At 71.9% G+C, this 25,095-nt stretch carries 20 protein-coding genes, 3 tRNA genes and 1 pseudogene; 14 read left to right on the top strand and 10 right to left on the bottom strand.

The window, feature by feature from the left end; translation table 11 throughout:
* The 4 genes from CCN44_RS11300 to dnaG all read left to right on the top strand — a co-directional run.
* On the top strand, window positions 1-490 hold a 490-nt coding region (locus tag CCN44_RS11300), incomplete at its 5' end, for a CbiX/SirB N-terminal domain-containing protein (protein ID WP_276329120.1).
* 115 nt (window positions 491-605) lie between these two features.
* Window positions 606-1,880: a deoxyguanosinetriphosphate triphosphohydrolase gene (locus CCN44_RS11295; protein ID WP_059249373.1), complete on the top strand. Its 1,275-nt coding sequence runs from the start codon at window positions 606-608 to the stop codon at window positions 1,878-1,880.
* A gap of 103 nt (window positions 1,881-1,983) precedes the next feature.
* Entirely contained in the window at window positions 1,984-3,249 is a 1,266-nt protein-coding gene (locus tag CCN44_RS11290; protein ID WP_086697553.1) for an NAD(P)/FAD-dependent oxidoreductase, read from the top strand.
* Window positions 3,250-3,296: 47 nt separating this feature from the next.
* Window positions 3,297-5,201, top strand: coding sequence for a DNA primase (gene dnaG / locus CCN44_RS11285; RefSeq protein ID WP_059249368.1), 1,905 nt, complete (start codon window positions 3,297-3,299; stop codon window positions 5,199-5,201).
* Window positions 5,202-5,208: 7 nt separating this feature from the next.
* On the opposite strand, the gene CCN44_RS11280 is transcribed toward dnaG, so the two are convergent.
* Window positions 5,209-5,553, bottom strand: a complete 345-nt coding sequence (locus CCN44_RS11280; RefSeq protein ID WP_086697552.1) for a hypothetical protein — start codon at window positions 5,551-5,553, stop codon at window positions 5,209-5,211.
* A 148-nt stretch (window positions 5,554-5,701) separates the two neighbouring features.
* On the opposite strand from CCN44_RS11280, the gene CCN44_RS11275 reads away from it, so the two are divergent.
* The gene (locus tag CCN44_RS11275; RefSeq protein ID WP_272935621.1) at window positions 5,702-6,889 is read left to right on the top strand and encodes an RNA polymerase sigma factor; all 1,188 of its coding nucleotides are present in this window, start codon (window positions 5,702-5,704) and stop codon (window positions 6,887-6,889) included.
* A gap of 30 nt (window positions 6,890-6,919) precedes the next feature.
* Here CCN44_RS11275 and CCN44_RS11270 read toward each other — a convergent pair whose 3' ends face one another.
* The 4 genes from CCN44_RS11270 to CCN44_RS11255 form a co-directional block, all read right to left on the bottom strand.
* Window positions 6,920-8,848, bottom strand: coding sequence for an ABC transporter ATP-binding protein (locus CCN44_RS11270; protein ID WP_059249362.1), 1,929 nt, complete (start codon window positions 8,846-8,848; stop codon window positions 6,920-6,922).
* Window positions 8,848-10,581, bottom strand: a complete 1,734-nt coding sequence (locus CCN44_RS11265) for an ABC transporter ATP-binding protein (protein WP_086697550.1) — start codon at window positions 10,579-10,581, stop codon at window positions 8,848-8,850. Before CCN44_RS11265 ends, CCN44_RS11270 begins: the two co-directional genes overlap by 1 nt.
* 152 nt (window positions 10,582-10,733) lie before the next feature.
* On the bottom strand, window positions 10,734-12,173 hold the full coding sequence (locus tag CCN44_RS11260; protein WP_086697549.1) for an FGGY family carbohydrate kinase: 1,440 nt from the start codon (window positions 12,171-12,173) through the stop codon (window positions 10,734-10,736).
* A 106-nt stretch (window positions 12,174-12,279) separates the two neighbouring features.
* Window positions 12,280-12,585 carry a hypothetical protein gene (locus tag CCN44_RS11255; RefSeq protein ID WP_059249356.1) on the bottom strand — a complete coding sequence of 102 codons (306 nt, stop codon included), beginning with the start codon at window positions 12,583-12,585 and terminating at the stop codon, window positions 12,280-12,282.
* A gap of 157 nt (window positions 12,586-12,742) precedes the next feature.
* On the opposite strand from CCN44_RS11255, the gene CCN44_RS11250 reads away from it, so the two are divergent.
* The 3 genes from CCN44_RS11250 (at window position 12,743) to CCN44_RS11240 (ending at window position 13,142) form a co-directional block, all read left to right on the top strand.
* Window positions 12,743-12,815: transfer RNA gene (locus CCN44_RS11250), tRNA-Asn, on the top strand.
* A gap of 6 nt (window positions 12,816-12,821) precedes the next feature.
* Window positions 12,822-12,894, top strand: a tRNA-Asn gene (locus tag CCN44_RS11245).
* A gap of 174 nt (window positions 12,895-13,068) precedes the next feature.
* Window positions 13,069-13,142 (top strand) — tRNA-Ile (locus CCN44_RS11240).
* Window positions 13,143-13,283: 141 nt separating this feature from the next.
* On the opposite strand, the gene pcp is transcribed toward CCN44_RS11240, so the two are convergent.
* From pcp to CCN44_RS11225, 3 genes are all read right to left on the bottom strand, one after another.
* Window positions 13,284-13,934 (bottom strand): pyroglutamyl-peptidase I, encoded by a 651-nt coding sequence (gene pcp / locus CCN44_RS11235; protein ID WP_086697548.1) that lies wholly within the window; start codon window positions 13,932-13,934, stop codon window positions 13,284-13,286.
* Window positions 13,935-13,979: 45 nt separating this feature from the next.
* Window positions 13,980-14,279 (bottom strand): hypothetical protein, encoded by a 300-nt coding sequence (locus CCN44_RS11230; protein ID WP_086697547.1) that lies wholly within the window; start codon window positions 14,277-14,279, stop codon window positions 13,980-13,982.
* Window positions 14,280-14,385: 106 nt separating this feature from the next.
* Complete coding sequence (locus CCN44_RS11225) at window positions 14,386-15,636, bottom strand: MFS transporter (RefSeq protein WP_086697546.1); 1,251 nt, start codon at window positions 15,634-15,636, stop codon at window positions 14,386-14,388.
* A gap of 214 nt (window positions 15,637-15,850) precedes the next feature.
* Between CCN44_RS11225 and CCN44_RS11220 the strand changes: the two genes are divergently transcribed.
* Entirely contained in the window at window positions 15,851-17,467 is a 1,617-nt protein-coding gene (locus CCN44_RS11220) for an APC family permease (RefSeq protein WP_308406415.1), read from the top strand.
* A gap of 65 nt (window positions 17,468-17,532) precedes the next feature.
* Entirely contained in the window at window positions 17,533-18,570 is a 1,038-nt protein-coding gene (locus CCN44_RS47365) for an NHL domain-containing protein (RefSeq protein WP_143649699.1), read from the top strand.
* Here CCN44_RS47365 and CCN44_RS11210 read toward each other — a convergent pair.
* Complete coding sequence (locus CCN44_RS11210) at window positions 18,564-19,910, bottom strand: RCC1-like domain-containing protein (protein WP_086697543.1); 1,347 nt, start codon at window positions 19,908-19,910, stop codon at window positions 18,564-18,566. The two genes, CCN44_RS47365 and CCN44_RS11210, sit on opposite strands and share 7 nt — an antisense overlap.
* 344 nt (window positions 19,911-20,254) lie before the next feature.
* On the opposite strand from CCN44_RS11210, the gene CCN44_RS11205 reads away from it, so the two are divergent.
* The 4 genes from CCN44_RS11205 (at window position 20,255) to CCN44_RS11190 (ending at window position 24,720) form a co-directional block, all read left to right on the top strand.
* Window positions 20,255-20,836, top strand: a complete 582-nt coding sequence (locus CCN44_RS11205; protein ID WP_059249342.1) for a hypothetical protein — start codon at window positions 20,255-20,257, stop codon at window positions 20,834-20,836.
* 55 nt (window positions 20,837-20,891) lie between these two features.
* On the top strand, window positions 20,892-22,391 hold the full coding sequence (locus tag CCN44_RS11200; protein WP_086697542.1) for a hypothetical protein: 1,500 nt from the start codon (window positions 20,892-20,894) through the stop codon (window positions 22,389-22,391).
* 22 nt (window positions 22,392-22,413) lie between these two features.
* Window positions 22,414-23,538, top strand: coding sequence for a hypothetical protein (locus tag CCN44_RS11195; RefSeq protein WP_086697541.1), 1,125 nt, complete (start codon window positions 22,414-22,416; stop codon window positions 23,536-23,538).
* 159 nt (window positions 23,539-23,697) lie between these two features.
* Window positions 23,698-24,720 (top strand): HAD-IIA family hydrolase, encoded by a 1,023-nt coding sequence (locus tag CCN44_RS11190; RefSeq protein ID WP_237482025.1) that lies wholly within the window; start codon window positions 23,698-23,700, stop codon window positions 24,718-24,720.
* Here the strand turns inward: CCN44_RS11190 and CCN44_RS44380 are convergent.
* Window positions 24,717-25,095 (bottom strand): annotated as a pseudogene (locus CCN44_RS44380) (hypothetical protein); the annotation flags it as partial. The gene CCN44_RS11190 and the pseudogene CCN44_RS44380 sit on opposite strands and share 4 nt — an antisense overlap.

Raw genomic sequence — 25,095 nt, 5'->3', positions numbered from 1 at the left:
CCCGGAGATGGCCGCGGCCGCCCCCGGCAGCACCCGTACGGCCCCGCCGCTCGGCCCGCACCCGCTGCTCGCCGAGGCCCTGCACGCCCGCCTGACCGAGGCCGGCTGGCCGGCCGGGCTGGACGACACCGCGCGCCGCTCGACCGCCGTCGTCCTGGCCGCGGCCGGCTCCCGCGACCCCGACTCGGCCGCCGACACCCGCCGCACGGCCCGCCTCCTGTCCGCCCGCCTGGGCGTCCCGGTGGTGCCCGCCTACGCCTCGGCGGCGGCGCCGACCGTCCCCACGGCCCTGCGCGCCCTGGCGGCCCGCGGCCGGCACCGGGTGGCGGTCGCCTCGTACTTCACGGCCCCGGGCCGCTTCGCGACCCAGTGCGCGGCCCAGGCCCCCTGGATCGCGTCGGCCCCCCTGGGAGCCCACGACGCGATGGCCCACCTGGTCCTCCGCCGCTACGACCAGAGCTTGAAGGCACCGGCCAGAGCGGCGGCCTGAAGGGGCGCGGGGCCGTATCGGCATGCGGCTCCGCCGCGTGGGCGCGATCAGCCACAACGGGCCCGCAGCCGGCCGACAGCCGATCCCGGCGGACGATTAGGCTTACTGTCGACTCATGGAAGGCACCGCACGCACCACGGCATACGACCCGACGTCCGTCGAACGCTGGGCCCCCGAACCCGACAAACGCCCCGGCCGCACCGCCTTCCAACGCGACCGCGCCCGCATCCTCCACTCCTCCGCGCTGCGCCGCCTCGCGGGCAAGACGCAGGTGGTGACCCCGGGAACCAGGAGCCAGGCCTGGGACGCCAGCCCCCGGACCCGGCTCACCCACTCCCTGGAATGCGCCCAGGTCGGCCGGGAACTGGGCGCGGCGCTCGGCTGCGACCCCGATCTGGTGGAGGCGGCCTGCCTCTCCCACGACCTCGGCCATCCTCCCTTCGGGCACAACGGCGAACAGGCGCTGAACGAGTTCGCCGACGACTGCGGCGGTTTCGAGGGCAACGCCCAGTCCCTGCGGCTCCTCACCCGCATCGAGCCCAAACGATTCACCGAGAAGCGCTCCGTCGGTCTGAACCTCACCCGCGCCACCCTCGACGCCGCCACCAAGTACCCCTGGCCGCGCGGCACCCACCCCACCGACCCGGCGTCACGGAAGTTCGGCGTGTACGAGGACGACCGCCCGGTGTTCGACTGGGTCCGGCGGCACGCCCCCGGCACCCGCACCTGCTTCGAGGCCCAGGTCATGGACTGGTCGGACGACGTCGCCTACTCGGTGCACGACGTCGAGGACGGCCTGCACGCCGGCCACATCGACCCCAACTGCCTGCACGCCGAACCGGAACGGCAGGCGGTGTTCGCGGTCGCCGTCGGCCGGTACGTCCCCGCGGACACCGACCCGGCCGAACTCGCCGCCGCCCTGGACCGCCTCCAGGACGAGGAGTGGTGGCCGCACGGCTACGACGGCACCGCGGTCGCCCAGGCCCGCCTGAAGGACGCCACCAGCCAGCTCATCGGCCGGTTCTGCCTGGCCGCCGAGGCCGCCACGCGCGCCGCGTACGGCACCGGCCGGCTCACCCGCTACGGCGCCGAACTCGTCGTACCCCGCGAGACCCGTATGGAGTGCGCGGTGCTCAAGGCGGTGGCGGACCGGTACGTGATGCAGCGCGCCGAGCAGGAGCGGTTGCGCGCCGACCAGCGGGTGATCGTCGCGGAGCTGGCCGAGGCGCTGACCGCCCGCGCGCCCGACGGCCTCGACCCCCAGTTCCGGGCGCTGTTCGACGCGGCGGGGGACGACCGCGCGCGCAAGCGGGTGATCGTGGACCAGATCGCCTCCCTCACCGACGCCTCCGCGCTCTCGCTGCACGCGAGACTGACGGGGCATATGTGAGAGGAACATGACTCCGGTGGCCTGATCGGGTCACTCCCTCTTCCCGCAGCCCGCCGCGTGCGGGACGCTCGCATGTGGCGGCACCCTTACGAGGAGGCATCAAGTGGTCGACGCGGATCAGACATTCGTCATCGTCGGGGGCGGTCTCGCCGGTGCGAAGGCGGCCGAGACGCTCCGCGCGGAGGGCTTCACCGGCCGGGTGATACTGATCTGCGACGAACGCGACCACCCCTACGAGCGCCCGCCGCTGTCCAAGGGCTACCTGCTCGGCAAGGAGGAACGCGACAGCGTCTTCGTGCACGAGCCCGCCTGGTACGCGCAGAACGACGTCGAGCTGCACCTCGGCCAGACCGTGGACCTGATCGACCGCGCGGCCAAGACGGTCCGCTTCGGTGACGACGGCACCCTCGTCCGGTACGACAAGCTGCTCCTGGTCACCGGGGCCGAGCCGCGCCGCCTGGACGTCCCCGGCACCGGCCTGGCCGGCGTCCACCACCTGCGCCGCCTCGCGCACGCCGAGCGCCTCAAGGGCGTCCTGCACCACCTCGGCCGGGACAACGGGCACCTGGTGATCGCGGGCGCCGGCTGGATCGGCCTGGAGGTCGCCGCGGCGGCCCGCGAGTACGGCGCCGAGGTCACCGTGATCGAACCGGCGCCGACCCCGCTGCACGGCGTGCTCGGCCCCGAGCTGGGTACCGTCTTCGCCGAGCTGCACCGGGAGCACGGCGTCCGCTTCCACTTCGGCGTGCGGCTCACCGAGATCGTCGGCCAGGACGGCGTGGTCCTCGCGGCCCGCACGGACGACGGCGAGGAGCACCCGGCGCACGACGTCCTCGCGGCGATCGGCGCGGCACCGCGGACCGGGCTCGCGGAGGCGGCCGGACTGGAGATCGCCGACCGGGCGCACGGCGGCGGCATCGTCGTCGACGAACGGCTGCGCACCTCCGACCCCGACATCTACGCGGCCGGCGACGTGGCGTCCTTCCCGCTCGGCCTGTTCGACGCCCGGCTGCGGGTGGAGCACTGGGCGAACGCGCTGAACGGCGGACCGGCGGCGGCGCGCGCGATGCTCGGCCAGGACGTCCGGTACGACCGCGTGCCGTACTTCTTCTCCGACCAGTACGACCTGGGCATGGAGTACAGCGGGTGGGCGCCGCCGGGGACGTACGACGAGGTGGTGATCCGGGGTGACGCCGGGAAGCGGGAGTTCATCGCCTTCTGGGTGAAGGAGGGGCGCGTGCTGGCCGGGATGAACGTGAACGTGTGGGATGTCACAGAGCACATCCAGAACCTCGTCCGTTCCCGGGCCCGGGTGAACGTCGAGGCACTCTCGGACCCGCACGTCCCGCTCGACAGCCTGGCCCCCTGACCCTTCGCGGCACCGGGACCGTCACCGCACCCCCGTAGAATTCACCCGTGGCAGGACGGATCAACGACGAGGACGTGAAGGCGGTACGGGACGCGGTCCCGATCGACGCCGTGGTCTCCGAGTACCTCCAGCTGCGCAACGCGGGCGGCGGCAACCTCAAGGGCCTGTGCCCGTTCCACGACGAGAAGTCGCCGTCCTTCCAGGTCAGCCCGAGCAAGGGACTCTTCCACTGCTTCGGCTGCCAGGAGGGCGGCGACACCATCACCTTCGTGATGAAGGTGGACCACCTCTCCTTCTCGGAGGCGGTCGAGCGGCTGGCCGCGCAGGCCGGCATCACGCTGCGCTACGAGGAGGGCGGGTACAACCCGGCGCACCAGCGCGGCGAGCGCATCCGCCTGGTCGAGGCGCACAAGATCGCCGCGCAGTGGTACGCCGAGCAGCTCGCCACCAGCCCCGAGGCCGAGACCGGCCGGATCTTCCTCGCCGAGCGCGGCTTCGACCAGGCCGCCGCCGTCCACTTCGGCGTCGGCTACAGCCCCCAGGGCTGGGACCACCTCACGCGCTACCTGCGCGGCAAGGGCTTCACCGACAAGGAGCTGATCCTCTCCGGTCTGTCCCAGGAGGGCCGCCGGGGACCCATCGACCGGTTCCGGGGCCGGCTGATGTGGCCGATCCGGGACATCGGCGGCGAGGTCGTCGGCTTCGGCGCCCGCAAGCTGTACGAGGCGGACACCGGCCCGAAGTACCTCAACACCCCCGAGACGGCGATCTACAAGAAGAGCCAGGTGCTGTACGGCATCGACCTGGCGAAGAAGGAGATCGCCAAGTCCAGCCGCGCGGTGGTGGTCGAGGGGTACACGGACGTGATGGCCTGCCATCTGGCCGGGGTCACGACGGCCATCGCGACCTGCGGTACGGCCTTCGGCGGCGAGCACATCAAGATCCTGCGCCGGCTGCTGATGGACAACGGCTCGGCCCGGGTGATCTTCACCTTCGACGGCGACGCGGCCGGGCAGAAGGCCGCGCTGCGCGCCTTCGAGGACGATCAGAAGTTCGCCGCCGAGACGTACATCGCGATCGCGCCCGACGGCATGGACCCCTGCGACCTGCGCCTGGCCAAGGGCGACGAAGCGGTGGCGGACCTGGTCGAACCCCGCACCCCGCTCTTCGAGTTCGCGCTGCGCCAGATCGTGAGCCGGTACGACCTGGACACCCCGGCGGGGCGGGCGGCGGCGCTGGACGAGGCCGCCCCGATCGTCGCCAAGATCAAGAACAGTGGCGCCCAGCACGAGGTCGCCGTCGAACTGGCCGGGATGCTCGGCATCCTCGACACCCAGTTCGTGGTCCGCCGGGTCGCGCAGCTGGCCCGCTGGGCCCGCGACGGCAAGGGCCCGCAGACGCAGGACCGGCGCCGGCCGGCCGAGCAGCAGTGGACCGAGGCGCCGCGCCCCGCGAACTCCGGTCCGGCGCTGACCCTGCGCAACCCGGTGTTCGCCGCCGAACGCGAGCTGCTCAAACTCGCCCTCCAGCGCCCCGAACTGGTCTCCCCGGCCTTCGACGCGTACGGCGTGGACGAGTTCACGGCCCCGCCGTACGCCGCCGTGCGCCAGGCCATCGCGGAGGCGGGCGGTGCCGAGTACGGCGTCCCCGACCCGCAGGAGTACCTGGTCCGCGTCCGCGAGGCCGCACCGGACGACACGGTCCGCGCGATGGTCACCGAGCTGGCCGTCGAACCGATCCTGCGCCGCACGGTGGACGAGACGTACGCCGGCACGGTCCTCGTCCAGATCCGCCGCCGCGCCGTGGAACGCCGCATCCGCGACATCCAGTCCCAGATGACCCGCCTCTCCACCGGCGGTGACCCCGCCCAGCTGGCCGCCGTACAGAACGAGATGTGGGTCCTCCAGCAGTACGACCAGGCCCTGCGCGAGAGGGGCGCGGAGGCGCTGTGAAGGAGAGCTAGCCCTCTGCGCGGGGCTGCTCGGGCGGGGTGATGCCGAGGTGCTCGGTGATCGCTCCGACCCGCGTGGTGAGCGTCCCGATCTGCTCCATCATCGCCACCTGACCGGACACGAGGGCACCGAGCAGCTTGCCGTGCTCCTCCAGGGTCTTGCTGTGCTCCAGCTGTGTCTGCCGCAGAGCCTGCATGAGCTGGACGTCCGCCCGCCGTTGCTCCCGGAGTGCCGCCACGTCACGGTCGGAGTTCACAGCGAGGTGCCGTGTGGCAGCCTGCTCCTCCCGCATGTCGTGAACCTCTGCCTCCAGCGCCTCCAGTCGCCGCCGCAGCTCCTCGATCTCACCCATGCCTTCCATCCTCCCCCTATGACGCCGCGGACCCATGGCCCGCAGTTGCCAATCGCATAGTCCAACGAGACGAGTAACCGACGGGTGACGGACCGGACGCAAAAAGTCACCGCACGCCCCTCGTGGCGGGCTTGTGTCGTACTCCACACTGGGGGCGGTGCCCGAGCCTCGGAGCGCACGCTGCCGCACACCTTCAGCAGCGATCATCCTGGAGGTCGCCCCCGTGCAGACCCAGACCCTCACCCAGACCGACAGCAGCACCAGCGCCACCGGCATCACCGCGGACGAGCCGGACGTCCTCGTGGCCGTACCCCCGCAGAGCCGTGCCGCCCTGCATCCGGAGACGGAGCCGCCCGCCGACGCGCTCGCGGACGAGCCCGAGGAACCCGTCGAGGCCCCGGTCGCCGCCCGGGCCGAGTCCGGCGGTCCGTCCGCCGACCTGTTCCGCCAGTACCTGCGTGAGATCGGCCGCATCCCGCTGCTCACCGCCGCCGAGGAGGTGGAACTCGCCCGCCGGGTGGAGGCCGGCCTGTTCGCGGAGGAGAAGCTGGGCAGCACCCCCGACCTGGACAACCAGCTGGCGCTCGACCTGGACCGGCTCGTCGTCATGGGCCGGGTGGCCAAGCGCCGGCTCATCGAGGCGAACCTGCGGCTCGTCGTCTCCGTGGCCAAGCGGTACGTCGGCCGCGGCCTGACCATGCTCGACCTGGTCCAGGAGGGCAACCTCGGGCTGATCCGGGCCGTGGAGAAGTTCGACTACGCGCGCGGCTACAAGTTCTCCACCTACGCCACCTGGTGGATCCGGCAGGCCATGTCCCGGGCGCTGGCCGACCAGGCCCGCACCATCCGCGTCCCGGTCCACGTGGTGGAGCTGATCAACCGGGTCGTCCGCGTCCAGCGGCGGATGCTCCAGGAACGCGGCTACGAGCCGACACCGGACGAGGTCGCCGCCCACCTGGACCTGCCGCCCGAGCGGGTCGGCGAGGTGCTGCGCCTCGCCCAGGAGCCGGTGTCGCTGCACGCCCCGGTCGGCGAGGAGGACGACGTCGCCCTCGGCGACCTCATCGAGGACGGCGACGCGGCGAGCCCCGTCGAGTCCGCCGCGTTCCTCCTGCTCAAGGAGCACCTGGAGGCCGTCCTGTCCACGCTCGGGGAACGCGAGCGGAAGGTCGTCCAGCTCCGGTACGGGCTGGCCGACGGCCGCCCCCGCACGCTGGAGGAGATCGGCCGCATCTTCGGCGTGACCCGCGAGCGGATACGGCAGATCGAGTCCAAGACGCTGAACAAGCTCAGGGACCACGCGTTCGCGGACCAGCTGAGGGGCTATCTGGACTGAGGGGCCGCCGCCGTGCAGCGGCCCCCGTGCCTAGTCCACCTCGGCCACGGCCTGCGCGAACTGGGCCCGGTACAGCCGGGCGTACGCCCCGTTCGCCGCCAACAGCTCGGTGTGCGCGCCCTGTTCCACGATGGACCCGTTCTCCATCACGAGGATCGTGTCCGCGTCCCGGATGGTCGACAGCCGGTGTGCGATCACGAACGACGTACGGCCCGCCGCCAGCTTGGCCATCGCCTTCTGGATCAGCACCTCCGTCCGCGTGTCCACGGAACTCGTCGCCTCGTCCAGCACCAGGATCACCGGGTCGGACAGGAAGGCCCGCGCGATGGTGATCAGCTGCTTCTCACCGGCGCTGACCCCGGTGCCCTCGTCGTCGATCACGGTGTCGTAGCCGTCGGGCAGAGTGCGGATGAACCGGTCCGCGTGCGCCGCCCGGGCCGCCTCCTCGATCTCCCCCCGGGTGACGTCCCGCGAGGCGCCGTACGCGATGTTCTCCGCGATGGTGCCGCCGAACAGCCAGGTGTCCTGGAGCACCATGCCGATGCCGGACCGCAGTTCGTCCCGGGTCATCCTGCGGATGTCGACGCCGTCCAGGGTGATCCGGCCGCCGGAGACGTCGTAGAACCGCATCAGCAGGTTGACCAGCGTGGTCTTGCCCGCGCCGGTCGGGCCGACGATCGCCACCGTGTGCCCCGGTTCCACCGTGAGCGACAGGTCCTCGATCAGCGGCTTCTCCGGGTCGTACCGGAACGACACGTGCTCCAGGCACACCCGCCCCCGCAGGCGCGCCGGCCGCTCGCCCGGCACCGGGTCCGCCTCCTGCTCCTCCGCGTCCAGGAGTTCGAAGATCCGCTCGGCCGAGGCGACACCCGACTGCACCAGGTTCGCCATCGACGCGACCTGCGTCAGCGGCATCGAGAACTGCCGCGAGTACTGGATGAAGGCCTGCACGTCACCGATGGAGAGGGAGCCCGAGGCGACGCGCAGCCCACCGACGACCGCCACCAGCACATAGTTCAGGTTCGACACGAACATCATCAGCGGCTGCATGACACCGCTGTTGAACTGCGCCCGGAAACCGGCCTCGTACAGCGCCTCGTTCTGCTCCGCGAACTGCTTCGCCGACTCCTCCTGCCGCCCGAACACCTTCACCAGGGTGTGCCCGGTGTACATCTCCTCGATGTGCGCGTTCAGCGTGCCGGTGGAGCGCCACTGCTGCACGAAGTGCGGCTGCGACCGCTTGCCGACCCGGGTGGCGACCACGAACGACAGCGGTACGGTCACCAGCGCGACCAGCGCCAGCAGCCAGGACACCCAGAACATCATCGCGAGCACGCCGATGATGGTCAGCACCGAGTTGATCAGCTGGCCCATCGACTGCTGGAGCGTCTGCCCGATGTTGTCGATGTCGTTCGTCGCCCGGGACAGCACCTCACCGCGCTGGCGCTTGTCGAAGTACGACAGCGGCAGCCGCGACAGCTTGCCCTGCACGTCCTCCCGCAGCCGGTACATGGTGCGGTTCACGGCCCGGTTCACCAGCCGGGTCGCGATCGCCATCAGCAGACCGGCGACCAGGAACGTACCGAGCGCGAGCAGCAGCACGTTCCCCACGGCGTGGAAGTCGATGCCCTGGCCCGGGGTGAAGTCGGTGCTCCTGAGCATGTCCGCGACCTGGCCCTGGCCGCGCTCGCGCATCGAGTCGAGCACCTGCTCCTTGGTGGCCCCGTCCGGCATCCCGCGGCCGATGATGCCCGCGAACACCAGGTCGGTGGCCTTGCCGAGGATCTTCGGGCCGACCACGTTGAGGCCGACGCTGAGGACCACGCACACCAGCAGGCCGTAGATCGTGAGCCGTTCCGGGGCGAACCGGGCGACGAGCCGTCTGCCCGACCCCTTGAAGTCCATCGAGCGCTGGTCCGGGCCGCCGCCGGCCATCATGCGTCCCATGGGCCCGGCCATCAGGCGGCCTCCGCTTCCGTCAGCTGGGAGAGGACGATCTCCCGGTAGGTCTCGTTGGATGCCATCAGCTCGGCGTGCCGGCCGGTGCCGACCACCCGGCCCTCGTCCAGCACGATGATCCGGTCCGCGTCCCGGATGGTCGCCACCCGCTGGGCCACGATGACGACGGTCGCCTCGGCGGTCTCCCGGGCGAGCGCCGCGCGCAGGGCCGCGTCGGTGGCGTAGTCGAGCGCGGAGAAGGAGTCGTCGAAGAGGTAGATCTCCGGGCGCTGCACCAGTGTGCGGGCGATGGCGAGCCGCTGCCGCTGACCTCCGGAGACATTGGTGCCGCCCTGCGCGATCGGCGCGTCAAGGCCGGCCTCCAGCTTGCTCACGAAGTCCTTGGCCTGCGCCACCTCCAGCGCGTGCCACAGCTCCTCGTCCGTGGCGTCCGGATTGCCGTAACGCAGGTTCGTGGCGACCGTGCCCGCGAACAGGTACGGCTTCTGGGGCACCAGTCCCACCGTCCTGGCCAGCAGCCGCGGGTCGACCTCCCGGACGTCGACGCCGTCCACCAGCACCTCGCCCTCGGTGGCGTCGAAGAGCCGGGGGACGAGTCCGAGGAGTGTGGACTTGCCGCTGCCGGTGGAGCCGATCACGGCGGTCGTCTCGCCCGGCCGGGCCACCATGTCGATCGACTTCAGCACCGCCTCCTCGGCACCCGGGTAGCGGAAGCCCGCGCCCCGGATCTCCAGGTGCCCGTGCGCGCGCAGCTCGGTGACGGGGGCGGCCGGCGGCACGACGCTGGATTCGGTGTCCAGCACCTCCTGGATGCGTTCGGCGCACACCTCCGCGCGCGGCACCATCATGAACATGAAGGTGGCCATCATCACGGACATCACGATCTGCATCAGGTAGGCGAGGAACGCGGTGAGGTCGCCGATGGCCATCCGGCCGCTGTCGATGCGGTGGGCGCCGAACCACACCACCGCGATGGACGACACGTTCACCACCGTCATGACGATCGGGAACATCAGGGCGAGCATCCGGCCGGTGGCCAGCTGCATGTCGGTCAGCTCGGCGTTGGCCTTCCCGAACCGGCCCTGCTCGTACTCGTCGCGGACGAAGGCGCGGATCACCCGGTTGCCGGTGATCTGCTCGCGCAGCACCCGGTTCACGGTGTCCAGCCGGACCTGCATCGACCGGAACAGCGGGCGCAGCCGGCGCACGATGAGCGCCACGGAGATGCCGAGCACCGGCACGACCGCGACCAGCACGGCGGACAGCGGCACGTCCAGACCGAGCGCCAGCACGATGCCGCCCACGCACATGATGGGCGCCGACACCATCAGGGTGAACGTCATCAGGACCAGCATCTGGACCTGCTGCACGTCGTTCGTCGTACGGGTGATGAGGGAGGGTGCGCCGAAGTGACCCACCTCACGCGCGGAGAAGGACTGGACCCGGTCGAAGACGGCGCCGCGCACGTCCCGGCCGAGCGCGGAGGCGGTCCGGGCGCCGTAGTACACGGCACCGATGTTGCACACCACCTGCGCCAGCGAGATGCCGATCATCAGGGCGCCGAAGGACAGGATGTAACCCGTGTCGCCCTTCACGACACCGTTGTCGATGATGTCCGCGTTGAGCGTGGGCAGGTAGAGGGTGGCGCAGGTCTGCAGTAACTGGAGCACCACCAGTACAGCGATGGGTTTCTTGTAGGGCCTGAGACAGGTCCGCAGAAGTCGTATGAGCACGCTAGGTCTCTCGGAGTCGGCGACAGGGGCTGGTCGGTTGCCCTTGGCCCCTATCGTCGGACACTCCACCCGCGTTACCTCAACCCGTTAACCCGATGGAGTCGACCCCTGCCGCCCCCGGGTTTGACGGCGCCTTGCCCCGCTGTCTCCCGCTATGGGCGGAACGCTCCCGGATGGGTCTGCTCCCGTACGGCCGTGAACTGCTGCCGCACCGCCTGCCCCACGGCCAGCTCCTCACCGGGGTCCAGCACCTGCGCCGCCGCGCCCTGCCAGGCCGGCGGGTTCCGCGGATCGAGTGTGCCCTGCGACACACCGAGCGCCCAGGCCGCCTGCCGGGCCGCGCCGATCGCCGTGTAGTCCGCGGGCTGCGGTACGACGACCTGGGCGCCGAACAGCGACGGCGCCGCGGCCTGCACGGCGGGCAGCTCGGCGGCCGGGCCGAGCAGGAAGATCCGCCGCACCTCCACGCCCCGCCCGCGCAGCACGTCCAGCGCGTCGGCGAGCCCGCACAGCATGCCCTCGAACGCGGCCCGCGCCAGATGCTCGGGCTTCATCGACTCGCGCCGCAGCCCCGCCAGGGTCCCCGCGGTGTGCGGCAGGTTCGGCGTCCGCTCGCCCTCCAGGTAGGGCAGCAGCACCAGCCCGTGCGCCCCCGGCGTGGACTTCATCGCCAGCTCGGACAGGGTCTCCAGGTCCGGCAGGCCGAGGAGTTCGGCGGTGCCGCGCAGGGTGCGCACGGCGTTCAGGGTGGTGACGACCGGCAGGTGCATGCCGGTGGCGTCGGCGAGCGAGGTGATCATCCCGGACTGGTCGGCGAGCGCCTCCGGGTGCACGGCCATCACCGAGCCGGACGCGCCCAGCGACACGACCGCGTCGCCCAGCCCGATCCCGAGCCCGAACGCGGCGGCCATGGTCTCCCCGGTACCGGCGGAGATCAGCAGCCCCTCCGGGGTCGTACCGGCCGCTTCCGCCGGGCCGATCACCTCCGGCAGCATCGCCTGGTGGCCGAGCGCCAGCTCGACCAGATCGGGCCGGTAGGCGCCGGTGGCCGCCGACCAGTACCCGGTGCCGGAGGCCCCGCCGCGGTCGGTGGTCCGGCGCAGCGGCCGGCCGAGCAGCTGCCAGACCAGCCAGTCGTGCGCCTGGAGCAGGACGGCGGTCCGCAGCGCGTTCTCGGGTTCGTTCTTCGCGAGCCAGCGCAGCTTGGTCACCGGCTGGGCGGCCTGCGGGACACAGCCCACGGCCTGCGCCCAGGCCTCCTTGCCGCCGAGCGCGTCCACGAGGTCGGCCGCCGCGACCTGGGCGCGCTTGTCGCCGCCGACCAGGGCCGGGCGGACGGTGTTGCCCTGGGCGTCCAGCGGCACCACCGCGTTCTGCTGGGCGGACACCCCGATGGCCTGCACGCCCTCCAGCAGCCCGCCGCCGGCGGCCTCGCCGAGGGAGAGCAGCCAGGCCTGCGGGTCGACGTCGCTCGCGCGCCCCTCTATCGGGTGCGGGGCGTACCCCTGCCGTAGTACGGCACCGGTGTCCGTGTCGCAGACCACGATGCGCGTGAACTCCGGTGAGCTGTCCAAGCCGGCGACTATCCCCATGCCGAGAATTTTGCCGTATCGCCGCACCGGCTTCGGCCGAGGGCGCCCGAGGGGCGGGCGCCTGCCTCCGGGGGCAGGCCGCCCGGGCCGGTGCGCGCATGCGGGCCTAGGTGTTGCTGGTGCCCCAGTCGTCCTCGCCCGTTCCGTTGACGCTGCGCTCCCGCAGCGAGCGGACCCGCTGGGCGACGGAGTCCGGGACCCGGTCGCCGACCTTGTCGGTGACCGTGTGGAAGGCCTTGCCCGCGTAGACGCGGCCCTGCTGGGCGGCGGTCTCGGCGGTGTTGCGCACCGCGGGGTTCTGCGCGATCTGGCGGGCCGACTTCTTCAGCTGTTCGTAGCGCTCGCGTCCGGCCCTCGTGCCGAGTACGTAACCGAGGGCCAGTCCGGCGAGGAACGTGAGCCGGTAGCGCATGGCTGCCACCCTTCCCGTGCGTAGGTCTCTGGTGCGGCGCTGGCGCCGAGGGTACCGATTGGCGGAGCACCCCCCTGCTTGCGCTAATGTATGTGTCGCAGCGAGCGCCCGCCCCCTGGCGAATACCCGGGTAGGTACGTTCGATGCAACGAGGCGATCCTCCGTAGCTCAATTGGCAGAGCAGCCGGCTGTTAACCGGCAGGTTACTGGTTCGAGTCCAGTCGGGGGAGCTTCGATCCTCCGTAGCTCAATTGGCAGAGCAGCCGGCTGTTAACCGGCAGGTTACTGGTTCGAGTCCAGTCGGGGGAGCGCTGAACGAGGACCCCTCAGGGGTCCTTTTTCATGTTCGCGGGAACCGCCGCGCCTGCGAGGATGTCCTCAAGGTCATGAGCAGCGCAGAAGCCGACCATCCGAGGCAGGAGATCGTATGAGCGGCTATGCTGCGGCAGACGGCGCGCACACTTGTACGCGACACGCCGCTATGGGGCGGTAGCTCAGCCGGTTAGAGCAGCGGACTCATAATCCGTCGGCCGTGGGTTCGAGTCCCACCCGCCCCACTGGACACCGCACGCGCAGAATCGATGCGACCTGCGGGAACGGAAGAACGGTGGCTGCCATGCCGAGGCGGCGGCCACCGTTTCACCGCGCAGGCCGAGATCATGCCTGCGGCTCGCGGTGTCGATCTTCGCGCACTGCTGTCAGTGCGTCGTACCGGCCGAGACCGTGATGTCCGTCTCGTGCGCCAGGGCCGTGGACAGGACGACGCGGAGGCCCTGCGCCGTGCTCTCCACCGGGAGCGCGGGGACCTGGCCGTTGACGGCGAGGGGCATCTCGGGGGTGTGCGGGATGTGGACGAAGCCGCCGCGCCGCTGCCTGCCCTCCGTGGCCAGCAGGTGCATCAGGCCGTAGAAGACGTGGTTGCACACGAAGGTCCCGGCGGTCTGGGAGACCCAGGCGTTCACGTCGGTCTGCTTCTCCACCTCCGAGACGATGCGCTTGATCGGGAGGGTGGAGAAGTAGGCGGCGGGGCCGTCGGGGGCGATGGGCTCGTCGATGGGCTGCCGGCCGGCGTTGTCGGGGATGGGGCTGTCGTTGACGTTGATGGCGACGCGCTCGACCGAGAGGCCGGCGCGGGGGGACAGGCCGACCGCGAGGACGAGGGCCGGGTCCGTCTCCAGGACCGCGTCGCGCAGGACCTTCAGGGACTCACCGAAGACGCACGGCAGTTGGACGGCCGTCACCTCGGCGCCGTCCGGCGGGTTCTTCTGGAGCAGCTGGGCCGCGGCCCAGGAGGGGTTGTAGGTGTCCTTGTCGAACGGCTCGAAGCCCGTCACCAGTACGCGGGTCATCTGTCGGGTGCCTTTCCGTGTGCGAGGTTGTGAGGTGACGGACCGTCAGTCGATGGAGACCGACGCGCCGTTCATCTGGGCCCGGCCGCCGGGCTGCACCCAGCCCTCGTACTGGCCGGCGCAGCCGGGGGTCGGGTAGACGTAGGCCGTCCTGTCCGTGTTGTTGACGAGGGAGACCAGGAAGCCGCCCGCCGGGTAGCAGCCGTGCGGGTTGACGTGCGGGACGCCGTTGACGACCAGGACGCCGGTGGCCGCCCCGGCGCCGGCGGTGGCCATGGCGGGGGTGCAGGCGGTGCCGGACGCGGCGGTGAGGAGAAAGACGCCGGCGGCGAGGAACGTGCGCATGGGTCGGTCCTTTTGTCGGTTCGGTTCGCGCTTCAGTGCGGTTCATCCCCGTTTGTTTGATTTGTACTGCTCGGTTCCTCGCCTGTTCGCCCGAGCGGACGCCTCGTCAGGCGTACGTCACCGCAGGGTCGGTGGGCAGGGCGCGGCATCGCTGGAGGACGGCGACGGCGCCCGCGGACACGGCGCCGAGCGCGGCGCAGCACACCCAGGGCAGCCAGCCCCGGCCGCTGTCCGCGGCCCGGTCCATCACCCATCCGACCCCGCTGGTGCAGGCCGCGCCGACGCTGCCCGACAGGACGTAGAACAGGCCGAAGTAGGTGCCCGTCATGCGGTCGGTGGCGTACCGGGCGACGAGTTCCATGGCCGGCGGCTGGGCGACCATCACACCCAGGTGGAGCAGGAGCGTGCCGAGGACCAGGGGTGCGAGCCGGGCGGCGGTGGCCAGTGCCCCGGTGGTGGTGTCGGGAGCGTCCGCCAGGGCCGGGGGGAGGAAGGCGAGCCCTATGAGCAGCACGCCGGGGGCGATCCATGTCTCCGCGCCGCCGCGCAGCCGGGTCAGGGCGGTGACGCGCAGCTGGAGCAGCAGGTTCGCCACCGTGCCCACCAGGGGCAGCAGGGCGGCGGCGCCGTCCCAGCCGGAGGTGCGGCGGGCGCTCTCGGTGAAGAGCAGGTACACCTGGCTCTCCAGCGCCGACATGCCCGACATGGTGAGCGCGAAGGCCAGGAACGCGTGGTTGCCGAGGGCCGTGCGCCAGTCCCGTAACACGGTGCTCGCGGCCGGCCGGACACGGTGCTCGGGCAGCGCGAAGAGCTGAGCCACCGTCAGAACCGCGAAGACACCGGCCGCGGCGAGCGCGGTGACCCGGAAGTCGATGAGGCACAGCACGCTGCCCAGCAGCAGGCCGAGCAGGCCGCCGGTGGTGGCGAAGACGTTGAACAGGGCGAACGCCTCGGCCTTGCGGTCGGCGGCGGCCTCCGCGACGTAGGCGCGCACCGCCGGGTAGAACAGCGCGCCCGCCAGGCCGCTGAGCACCGACGCGGCCAGTGCCGCCGGCACGCCGTCACCGAAGGCGAACAGCGCGAAGCCGGCCGTGCGCACCGCGCAGCCGAACGGGATGACCCGGTGCGCGCCCAGCCGGTCCGCCGCCGTGCCGCCCACCACGAACAGGCCGTGCTGGCTGAGCTGGCGGGCGCCCAGGATCGCGCCGGTGGCCGCCGCCGACAGGTGGAGGTCGTCGCTGAGGTGGGTGGAGAGGTAGGGGATCAGCAGATAGAAGCCGACGTCGATGCCGAGTTGGTTGACGAGCAGCAGACGGATGGTCGGCGGAAAGCTTCGAACGGTTCGGAAGGTGTGCATGGTGCTTCCTTCAGGCGTCTCCTTTTCGACCGTAGGCACGTATGAGGAACTTCGGCCCGAATGCAGCAATGAGAACCCATACAGGCGACTTGCGTGCGATGGGCCAACTATCAGGTGGTTTGACGTCAATGCGCGGGCTCGCGTCCGTGCGACGGCGTGGTGAATCTCGCGGCGCGTGGGCGTCGCTCAGCGCGGGCGCGGGAAGCGACGCAAGGTGGAACGAACCTCTGCCCAGCAAGAACCCGAACCACAGCCGCCGTTGACCCGGGCCATACCGGCCGCATCCGACGCCGTGCGCCGGGAGGAGCGCAAACTCCGCAGGCACCTGGGGTTCTCGGCGCTGACGGCGGTCGGCTTCAGCGACATCGTCGGCTCCGGCTGGCTGTTCAGCGCGCTGTACGCGGCCCAGACCGCGGGCCCCCTGTCCCTGCTGTCCTGGGTGGCCGCGGGGGCGCTGGCCATGCTCGTCGCGCTGGTCCTGGTGGACCTGGCGGCCCGGATGCCGGAGGCGGGCGGCACGGTGCGCTGGCCGCTGTACGCCAACGGTCCGCTCGTCGCCGGGGTGATCAGCTGGGCGGTCCTGTTGAGCGTGGGCGCGAACGCGGCCGAGGTCACCGCGACCGTGCAGTACCTGACCCGCTGGTTCCCCGGACTGCACGCGGACGGCCGGCTGAGCTGGCCGGGAGTCGGTGTCGCGATCGTCCTCACCCTGGTGTTCGCGACCCTCAACTGGTTCGGCGTACGCCTCTTCACCCGGGTGAACATCGTCCTCACCCTCGTCAAGACGTCCGTCCCGGTGCTGACCGTGGTCCTGCTGCTGGCCTCCGGCTTCCATCCGCACCGGCTCACCGACCACGGCGGCTTCGCCCCCTACGGCTGGTCCGCCGGGCTGGCCGCCCTCTCGGCGGGCGGCGTGATCTACGCCGTCAACGGCTTCCAGGCCCCCGTCGACCTGGCGGGGGAGGCCCGCGACCCCCGGCGGCATCTGCGGGCGGCCGTGCTGACCGCCATCGGGCTGGCGATCCTGCTGTACGTGAGCCTCCAGCTCGCGTTCCTCTTCGCCGTCCCGGACAGCGCCCTCGCCCACGGCTGGCGGGGCGTCGACCTCACCTCCCCGTTCGGCCAGCTCGCCCTGCTGATCAACCTGCACTGGCTGGCGCTGATGCTGTACGCCGACGCCGTCGTCTCGCCCGGCGGCGCCACCTTCGTCGGGGTCGGGATCAACGCCCGGCGGTCGTACGCGCTCGCCAAGAACGGCATGCTGCCGCGCTGGTTCCTCAACGTGCACGCCGGCTCCGGCATCCCCCGCCGTGCCCTCGCCCTGAACGTCACCGTGATGACGGTCTACCTGCTCCCGTTCGGCACCTGGCAGGATGTCGTCGGCACCCTCGGCAACCTCTTCCTGCTCGTGTACGCCACCTCCGCCGTCGCCGCGGCCACCCTGCGCCCCGCGGGGCAGCCCGCCGGGGCCATGCGCTGGATCACCCCGCTGAGCTTCCTCGTGGCCACCCTGTTCGTGTACTGGTCCACCTGGCACCGCCTGCGCCTGACCCTGCCCCTCGCCCTGGCCGGCGTACCGCTGTCCTGGCTGGTGCGGTCCGGCCGGGGCCGGTTCCCGCTGCGCCGGGAGCTGCGGGACGGCGCCTGGCTGCTGGTGTGGCTGACGGGACTGCTGTGCTGCTCCGCGCTCGGCTCCTTCGGCGGCTCCGGACTGATCCCGCAGCCCTACGACACGCTCGCCGTGGTCGTGTTCGCCGCCGCGGTGTTCGCGTGGGCGGTCCGCTCGGGCCGGCGGCACGTGGCCGAGGCCAGCCCTACCGGCACCGGGTGACCGCTCCTACGCTGGTCCGGCACCGCGAAGCCGCGCCCACCGGAACCGCCGCTCTGGAGGTCGGTATGACGATCAGTCACGGAACGGGCGGGGGACGCCCCGCGCTCGCCGACGGGATCATCACCACGGTCGCCGGCACCGGTGAACCCGGGTACGGCGGCGACGGCGGGCCCGCGGTCAAGGCGGTACTGAACCAGCCCCGGGCGGTCGCCGTGGACCCCTCCGGCGCCTGGTACGTCGCCGAGTGGAAGGGCCACCGCGTCCGCCGCGTCGGCCGGGACGGGACCATCACCACGGTCGCCGGCACCGGCGAACCCGGGTACGGCGGCGACGGCGGCCCCGCCGGCCGGGCCGCCCTGCACGAGCCCGGCGGGCTGGTCGTGGGCCCCGACGGCGCCCTGTACGTCGCGGACTACTGGAACCACCGCATCCGGCGCATCGACCGGGACGGCATCATCACGACCGTCGCCGGCACCGGTGAACCCGGCTACGGCGGCGACGGCGGACCGGCCGTCGCCGCCCGGTTCACCGAACCCCGGGGGCTCGCCCTCGACGCCGCGGGCACCCTGTACGTCGCCGAGTGGGGCGGGCACCGGGTCCGGGCCATCGGCGCCGACGGCATGATCCGGACCGTGGCGGGCACCGGCGAACCGGGCTCCGGCCCGGACGCCGTGCCCGGTCCCGCCAGCGCCCTGCACCACCCCATCGACCTCGCCGCCGGCCCCGACGGCCGGCTGTACATAGCCGACTGCTTCTCGCACCGGGTGCGGGTGGTGGAGCCCGACGGTGTGATCGGCACCGTGGCGGGCACCGGCGAGCCGGGCGCCGAGGACGGGCGGCTGCACCAGCCGCGCGGGGTCGACCTCGACGACACCGGCTCCCTGTACATCGCCGACTCGCTCAACGAGCGTGTCTGCGTGCGGACTTCGGACGGTGTGCTGCACACGGTGGCCGGGGGCCCGCCCCACCACGAGGTGGAGGGCGGGCCCGCGCTGGGTGCTCGGCTGCGGTTGCCACGAGCGCTCGTCCTGACGTCGGAGGGGAGCCTGATCGTGGTGGAGACCGACAGCCACCGGGTGCGGTGGGTGAGGACGGTTCAGTAGGCGTAGCTGGACTCGCTGCCGCCCGCGGTGACGCGGGTGAACGGGTTGGTCGTCTCCCCCTCCTGCGGGAAGATCGTGACGTACTGGTCGTTGTTGTTCAGGTTGTGGTCGGTCGTGTCGCCGCTGCCGAGCTGACCCTTCTGGTTCAGTCCCCAGCTGATGATGTCGTTGCTGGTGCCCGTGCCGGCGGTGCGCACGGCGAGGCCGTAGTTGTAGCCCGCCGTGATCGCCTTCACCGGAGGCAGCTGCGTGGCCTCGTGGGCACTCGTCCGGTCGGTCGTCGTCCCGTCGGCCAGCTGTCCGTTGCCGTTGCTGCCCCAGCCGTAGACCTTGTTGTCGGAGTAGAGGGCGTAGACGTGGTCCCAGCCGGCCGCGATGTCCGGCAGTCCCAGGCCCGTTCCCTGGGACGCGTCCGTCCCGGTCCCGGTGCCCGTTCCGCCGGTCTGGTCGGCCGGGTTCGCCTGGCCCGTCTGGCCGGCGGGCAGGCCCTGGACCTGCAGGGGCTTGTTGCTGAACGCGAGGGCGTCCTTGGTCTTGTTGACGCCCAGCTGGCCGCGGGTGTTGTCGCCCCAGGCCCAGACCGTGCCGTCGTACTTCACGGCCAGGCTGAAGTCGCAGCCCGCGGCGATCCTGGCCACGTTGGTCAGTTCCGGGACGTCGACCGGGGTGTTGTGGTTGCTCGTGTCCTTGTCACCGAGGCCGAGCTGGCCCTTTTCGTTGGCGCCCCAGATCTTCACGGTGTTGTTCTCGGTCAGGAGCATGCTGTGGTTGCAGCCGGCCGCGACCTGCTTGCCGCCGTGCATGCTCTGGACCAGCTTGGGGACAAAGCGGTTGGTGTTCGTGCCGTCTCCGACCTGGCCCTTGTCGTTGAGGCCCCAGGCGTACACACCGTCTCCCTTTCCGGTGCCCGTGCGCAGGGCGAGGGCGTGCTGGCCGCCCGCGGCGACGTCGACGATGCCGCTGATGCCGGGAACCTTGCCGAGCGCGGAGTTGTTGCTGCCGGGTCCGGTGCCGAGTTGGCCGTTGTCGTTCTGTCCCCATGTCCAGACGCTCCGGTCATTGCGCAGGGCCACGGCGAAGCCCGAGCCGCCGGTGACACCGCCGCCGGCCGCGATCTTGTACACGTCCTGCTTGGGCAGCGAGGGGACGGCGGCGGGCGCGTACCGGGCGGTGGTCGTCGAATTGCCCAGCTGGCCACCGCCGTTGGCACCCCACGCGTACACCAGCGGGTCGTGCCCCTCGGCGGGGAGGGCCGGTGCCGCCGCCGCACCCAGGGCGGTCGCGGTGGCTATGACGGTCAGGGCGGCGCGCAGGCGCAGTCCACGGGTCTTGACGTTCATGGGATTTCCGTTCTCTCGGGCACCACGACGTAAGCGGGGCGCCGTAGTTGGGGGGAGGGACTGCCCACTCGAAGCGGGGCGTCCAGCAACATGTCTGCCGCGCCCGAATCGCTTTCCGGCCTCCGACGGCCCGAGTTCACCGCATTGGGCGGCGGCTGCCGAACCTTGGCTACGCCAAAGCCCCCTCGGCCTGCGGCCAGTCGGAGTCACTTCGCTGCAATCGACGCAAAACGGGGCAAGTTCGAATAGCGGCGATCATCGCCCTGCCGGAATCTGAGACCGGCGGCCCCCTCCGTGGTGTGGCTCTGTGGCCGCCGCTCCCCCCCCATCACCGAAGGAGAACCATGCGCGTTCCCGTTGTGCGCCGTGCACTGCTCGCGGCCGGAATCGTCACCGTGGCGGGCGTCTCCGCCCTGGGCCTGGGCAGCCTGACCCCGGTGGCCGCCGTACCCACGGCCGGCGTGGTCAGGGCGGACGAGACGCCCGCGTCGTTCAGCCCGGCGCCCAAGCCCGACACCCAGACGGCGCCGCCGCCGGCGGACCCCGGACAGCCCAAGCCGCCGTCGATCGGCCCCGGCTCACCCGTCCCGTCCCCGCCCGGCACCAACCCCTGCGCCAGCGCGGGCATCAACGGCATTCCGGCGAGCGAGCAGTGCGGGGCCATCGCGAAGAACCAGGCGGCCAACGACAAGTGCCAGGTGGAGAAGTTCCACGAGTGCGCCAAGCCCATCTCGGGCGAGGCCCAGGACAAGTGGCAGAAGGACCAGGACACCTACCACCAGAAGCACGAGGACTTCGACGCCGTCACCCGCTCCGCGCCCCCGGAGACCGGAGTGAGCCACCAGTGCCACGTCACCTCCGGCATGCGTGACCGGCTGACCGACGACCAGGTCATCGTGCCGCACTCCGCCTGGTGGGAGTGCTGAACCCCCCGACCGTCCAGGTCCCCACCCCACCACTTCTTCGCTCAAGGAGACACACATGCCCCGACGCACCCTGACGTACTGCCTGTCCGCGATGCTCGGCAGTTCCCTCGTGCTGGGCGCCCTGCCCGGTGGCGCGCTCGCCGATGACGCGGTCGACGCGCCGATCGAGAACCCGGACCTGGCCAGGCCCCATGTGCCGACCGGCGCCCAGAGCATTGCGCCCGACGGCTGGGACGGCAAGAACACCCAGCTGTACTCCGCCGCCCTCGCCGCCCACCCTCGAAAGCTCCAGGCGGCCTCGCTCAGCGGGGGCTCCGCCGGCACGCTCGGGCCGGGCGGCCCCGGGGGTCCCGGCCAGCTCAACCCCGGACCGGGCGGTAACGGCGCGGCCGGCACGCTCAGCACCCGTCTGTGGCGCGTCCAGAAGGGCTCCCACGTCACCGTGACCTGGGACGACAGCCCCAGCCCGCTCAGGAACTGCGGAGCGGACGACCCCGCCAAGGGCCAGCAGTACCGGGTGTCCGTCGCCGGTGAACAGGGCGAAGTCACGCAGGACTTCACCACGGACACCACCACGGCGGGCACGGCCAAGTGGCACGAGGGGCGTTCGTACTCCTTCACGGCCGCGGAGAACAACCCGAAGATCAGCTGGGCTTACCAGAAGGCGTCCGCGTGCGGCCCGCTGGTCACCCACTTCCGGGCCGCACAGGACCCGGCCCCGGTGCCGTACGACCTCAAGAAGGCGCGGCTGCCCATGCCCCAGGCCTACCAGGGGCACACGCCGATCGATCCGAGGCTGGTCGCGCAGGACTGCCTGGCGGGTCCCCGGACCTGCCACTTCGAGAAGGACGACCGGTACTCCTACCGGTACTACGACCGGCCGCGCATGGTGGGCCAGGCGTACATCAACTGCACCCGCAACCCCATCACCGACCAGCGCCCGGTGAACTGGGAGGAGCGGCCGTACGACAACATCACCCAGTACTTCGCGCAGAAGGACACCGAATCGCAGAAGCCGCAGCAGCCCGGTCCGCAGGGCCTGCAGCAGCCGACCGCCCCGCAGCAGCCGCACCACATTGACGTGAAGCAGGGCTTCCCCAACATCGCCACGCAGATCGCGGCCGGCTTCACCCGTGCCGACGGCAACCCCCTGGAGATGGAGACGAACAACCCGCTGCTCTACGGGCGCAAGGAGCAGCGGAACCTCTCCGTCACCGTGCAGCCCGGCGAGGTCAGCTGGATCGAGGTCCAGGCGGCCCGGGAGCGGCTCGCCGGCACCCTGATCCACGAGAGCAAGCACGAGCGGATGGACGTCTTCGCCGACGTACCCTCCGGCTCCTTCGGCGACCGCTTCTACCAGCGCACCGGCCCGATGAGCAAGGTCGAGCTGGCCCGGTGCGCCGACGCCCGTGACAACTCCCGCACCCCGGACAACACCATCGGGGCGCCCACGCTGCGGACGGCCGCCCACCTGGTGCCCGTCGGCGCGGCACCCGAGGGCATCAAGACCCGCACCGTCGCGCTGACCGCCGACGGGCCCCTGGCCCGCCACTGACCAGCAACGAAAGGACACAGCCATGGTTCACACCGCGCCCGCATCCGCGCACCGGAGAACAACGACCCGGCGCACGCTCGCACTGCTTCCCGTCCTGTCCGCCCTCACCCTGACCGCGGCGCTCCCCACGGCTGCGGCGCCGCTGGGCGGCCGGACCGGGAACTACGGCATCGAGGAGATGCCCCGGGCCCGCGCGTTCGACGGGACCAAACCGCTGAAGTCGGTGGACGAGGTCACCTCCCTGTGCGGCCAGACGAAGAGATACAGCTGCTCGTTCAAGCTGGCCCCGGAGCGCAAGCGGGAGTACACCAGCGCCGTCTACTCGGTGTCCAACGGCGCCATCAACTGCACCAACTCGGACATGACCATCAAGCGCACGGTGAAGCTGGACACCTCCAGCACCGACAACATCGGCGGCGAGATCTCCGGCAGCGGCACCATCGAGGGCACCGCCTGGACCGACAACGAGGTCAGCGGGTCGGCCACCGGCGAGGTCCAGGCGCAGCAGACGCTCCAGAACGCGGCCAAGGGCAGCGCCACCAAGGAGAACACCAGCAAGAGCAGCCAGACCAACCACTCGGCGCCCAAGGACAAGGGCCCCAACCAGGACACCACCTCGGAGGGCACGTCCAAGGTGAGCGCCACCGTGGAGGACACGGTCACCACCACGGGCCAGATGACCGAGAAGGGCAGCACCACCGGCGCGTTCAAGAGCCTCATCCACCTGGCGCTGCGCGGCGCGTTCACCGCGGCGTTCAAGGGCACCTGGAACCACGAGTGGAGCATGACCAACAGCGAGAGCACCGAGGTCTCGTTCACCCTGAAGGCCAACGACGAGATCCAGTTCGGCGCGCTCAACTCCATGTCCCGGGTCGTCGGCGACCTGCACGTGGACGGCACCGGCAAGCTGGTCAAGGACATCGCGGTGGACGGGCCGTCCACCACGAACTCCAGCACCGTCGTGGCGCAGACCTACAGCAACCCCGACAAGTGCCAGACGCTGCGCCCGTCCGGCGCCACCGCGAAGCAGCCGGACGACCACGGCGACAAGCGCCGGAGCATCACGCCGCGCGCCGGCGCCGGCCACCGCAAGCCCACCGGGACGTACGTCCTGGAGAAGGGAGGCACCTGGCGGAAGATCGCGTGACGCCGGGACCGCAGGGGCGGCCGGAGCCGGGACCTCTCCGGCCGCCCCCGACCGGGTGGGAGCCAATTAGGCCTGCTTTCAAGGGAGTTGGCTGGCCGGATCGGTGTCTGGCGGTCGGCTGGAACGGTCGGCACAATGCACGGACCGGGAGGGGCGCGCGTGAACGTATCAGGGTCGGTGGAGCTACGCCACGGGTCCCTGGTCCGGCTCCACGACGCCGTCCTGCTGGACCTCGACGGCGTCGTCCGGGTGGGCCCGCGTCCCGTGCCGCACGCGGTGCCGGTGCTGGGCCGGCTGCGGGAGGCGGGATGCCGTACCGCCTACGTGACCAACAACGCGGGCCGGCCGCCCGCCGAACTCGCCGGGGAGCTGCGCCGGCTGGGCCTGGAGGTGGCCGACGGGGACGTGGTGACCTCCGCGCAGGCCGCCGCCCGCCTCGTGGCCGAGCGGTGCGCGCCGGGGGCGCAGGTGCTGGTCGTCGGCTCGCCGGCGCTGCGGACCGCGGTCGCCGGGCAGGGGCTCAGGCCCGTGGCGTCGGAGCGGGACGCGCCCGCCGCCGTGGTGCAGGGCTTCGCGCCCACGGTGTCCTGGCGGGAGCTGGCCGAGGCGGGGTACGCGGTGGCGCGGGGCGTGCCCTGGATCGTCACCAACACCGACCTGACCGCGCCCACCCAGCGGGGTGTGGCACCGGGCAACGGCGCGCTGGTCGCGGTGGTCCGGGCGGCCACCGGGGCGGACCCGGCCGTCGCGGGCAAGCCGTCGGCCGCCCTGTTCCGGGAGGCCGCCGAGCGCACCGGGGCACGCCGCCCGCTGATGGTCGGCGACAGCCTGGACACCGACGTCGAGGGCGCGCGCCGGGCCGGGTACGACAGCCTGCTGGTGCTCACCGGGCGCACCGGCCCCGCCGATCTGCTCGCCGCGCCGCCGCACCGCAGGCCCACGCACGTGGGGCGGGACCTGCGGGCGCTGTGCGCGCCGCCGCAGGCCGCCGAGCGGCAGCCGGACGGGGCGTGGCGGTGCCGGGACTGGCAGGCCCGGGTCACCGGCGGGCAGGTGCTGCTGGCGGGGCACGGCGAGCTGAGCGCCGGGCTGTGGGCGGCCTGCGCGGCGGCCTGGTCCGCCCCGGTGCCACCGGACCCGACGCGGGCCCTCGCGGTGCTCGGCCGGCTCCCGGAGTCCTAGATCGTGTCCGACTCGCGCAGGAGGCGCGCTACTTCGGAGGTGGTGTAACCCCGCTCGAAATGCCGGGGATCGGACAGCATCAGCGACACCAGCCGGTGCAGCGTCACCGCGTACCGCTCGGTCGTGCCCGGCCAGCGGGTCGCGTCCAGCATCCAGGGCGGGGTGTCCGGGGACAGCTCGGCCCTGCCCTCCCGCATCAGGGACTTGGACAGCTTGGCGCCGGACGCGGACAGGACGACGGGCGTGAAGACGCGGGCCGGCGGACGGGCGCCGGGGAAGCAGAGGAACGCCTCGTCCAGCAGCCGGCACCCCGCGGCCCAGTCCGCGCCCTTCACGATGACGGGCAGCGCCTCGTCCCGGTCGGCCAGCCGCTCC

The sequence above is a fragment of the Streptomyces tricolor genome, from assembly GCF_002155905.1.
Classification (GTDB): domain Bacteria; phylum Actinomycetota; class Actinomycetes; order Streptomycetales; family Streptomycetaceae; genus Streptomyces; species Streptomyces tricolor.
Note: the sequence above shows the minus strand (reverse complement) of the source record. Positions and strands in the feature narration are given on the sequence as shown.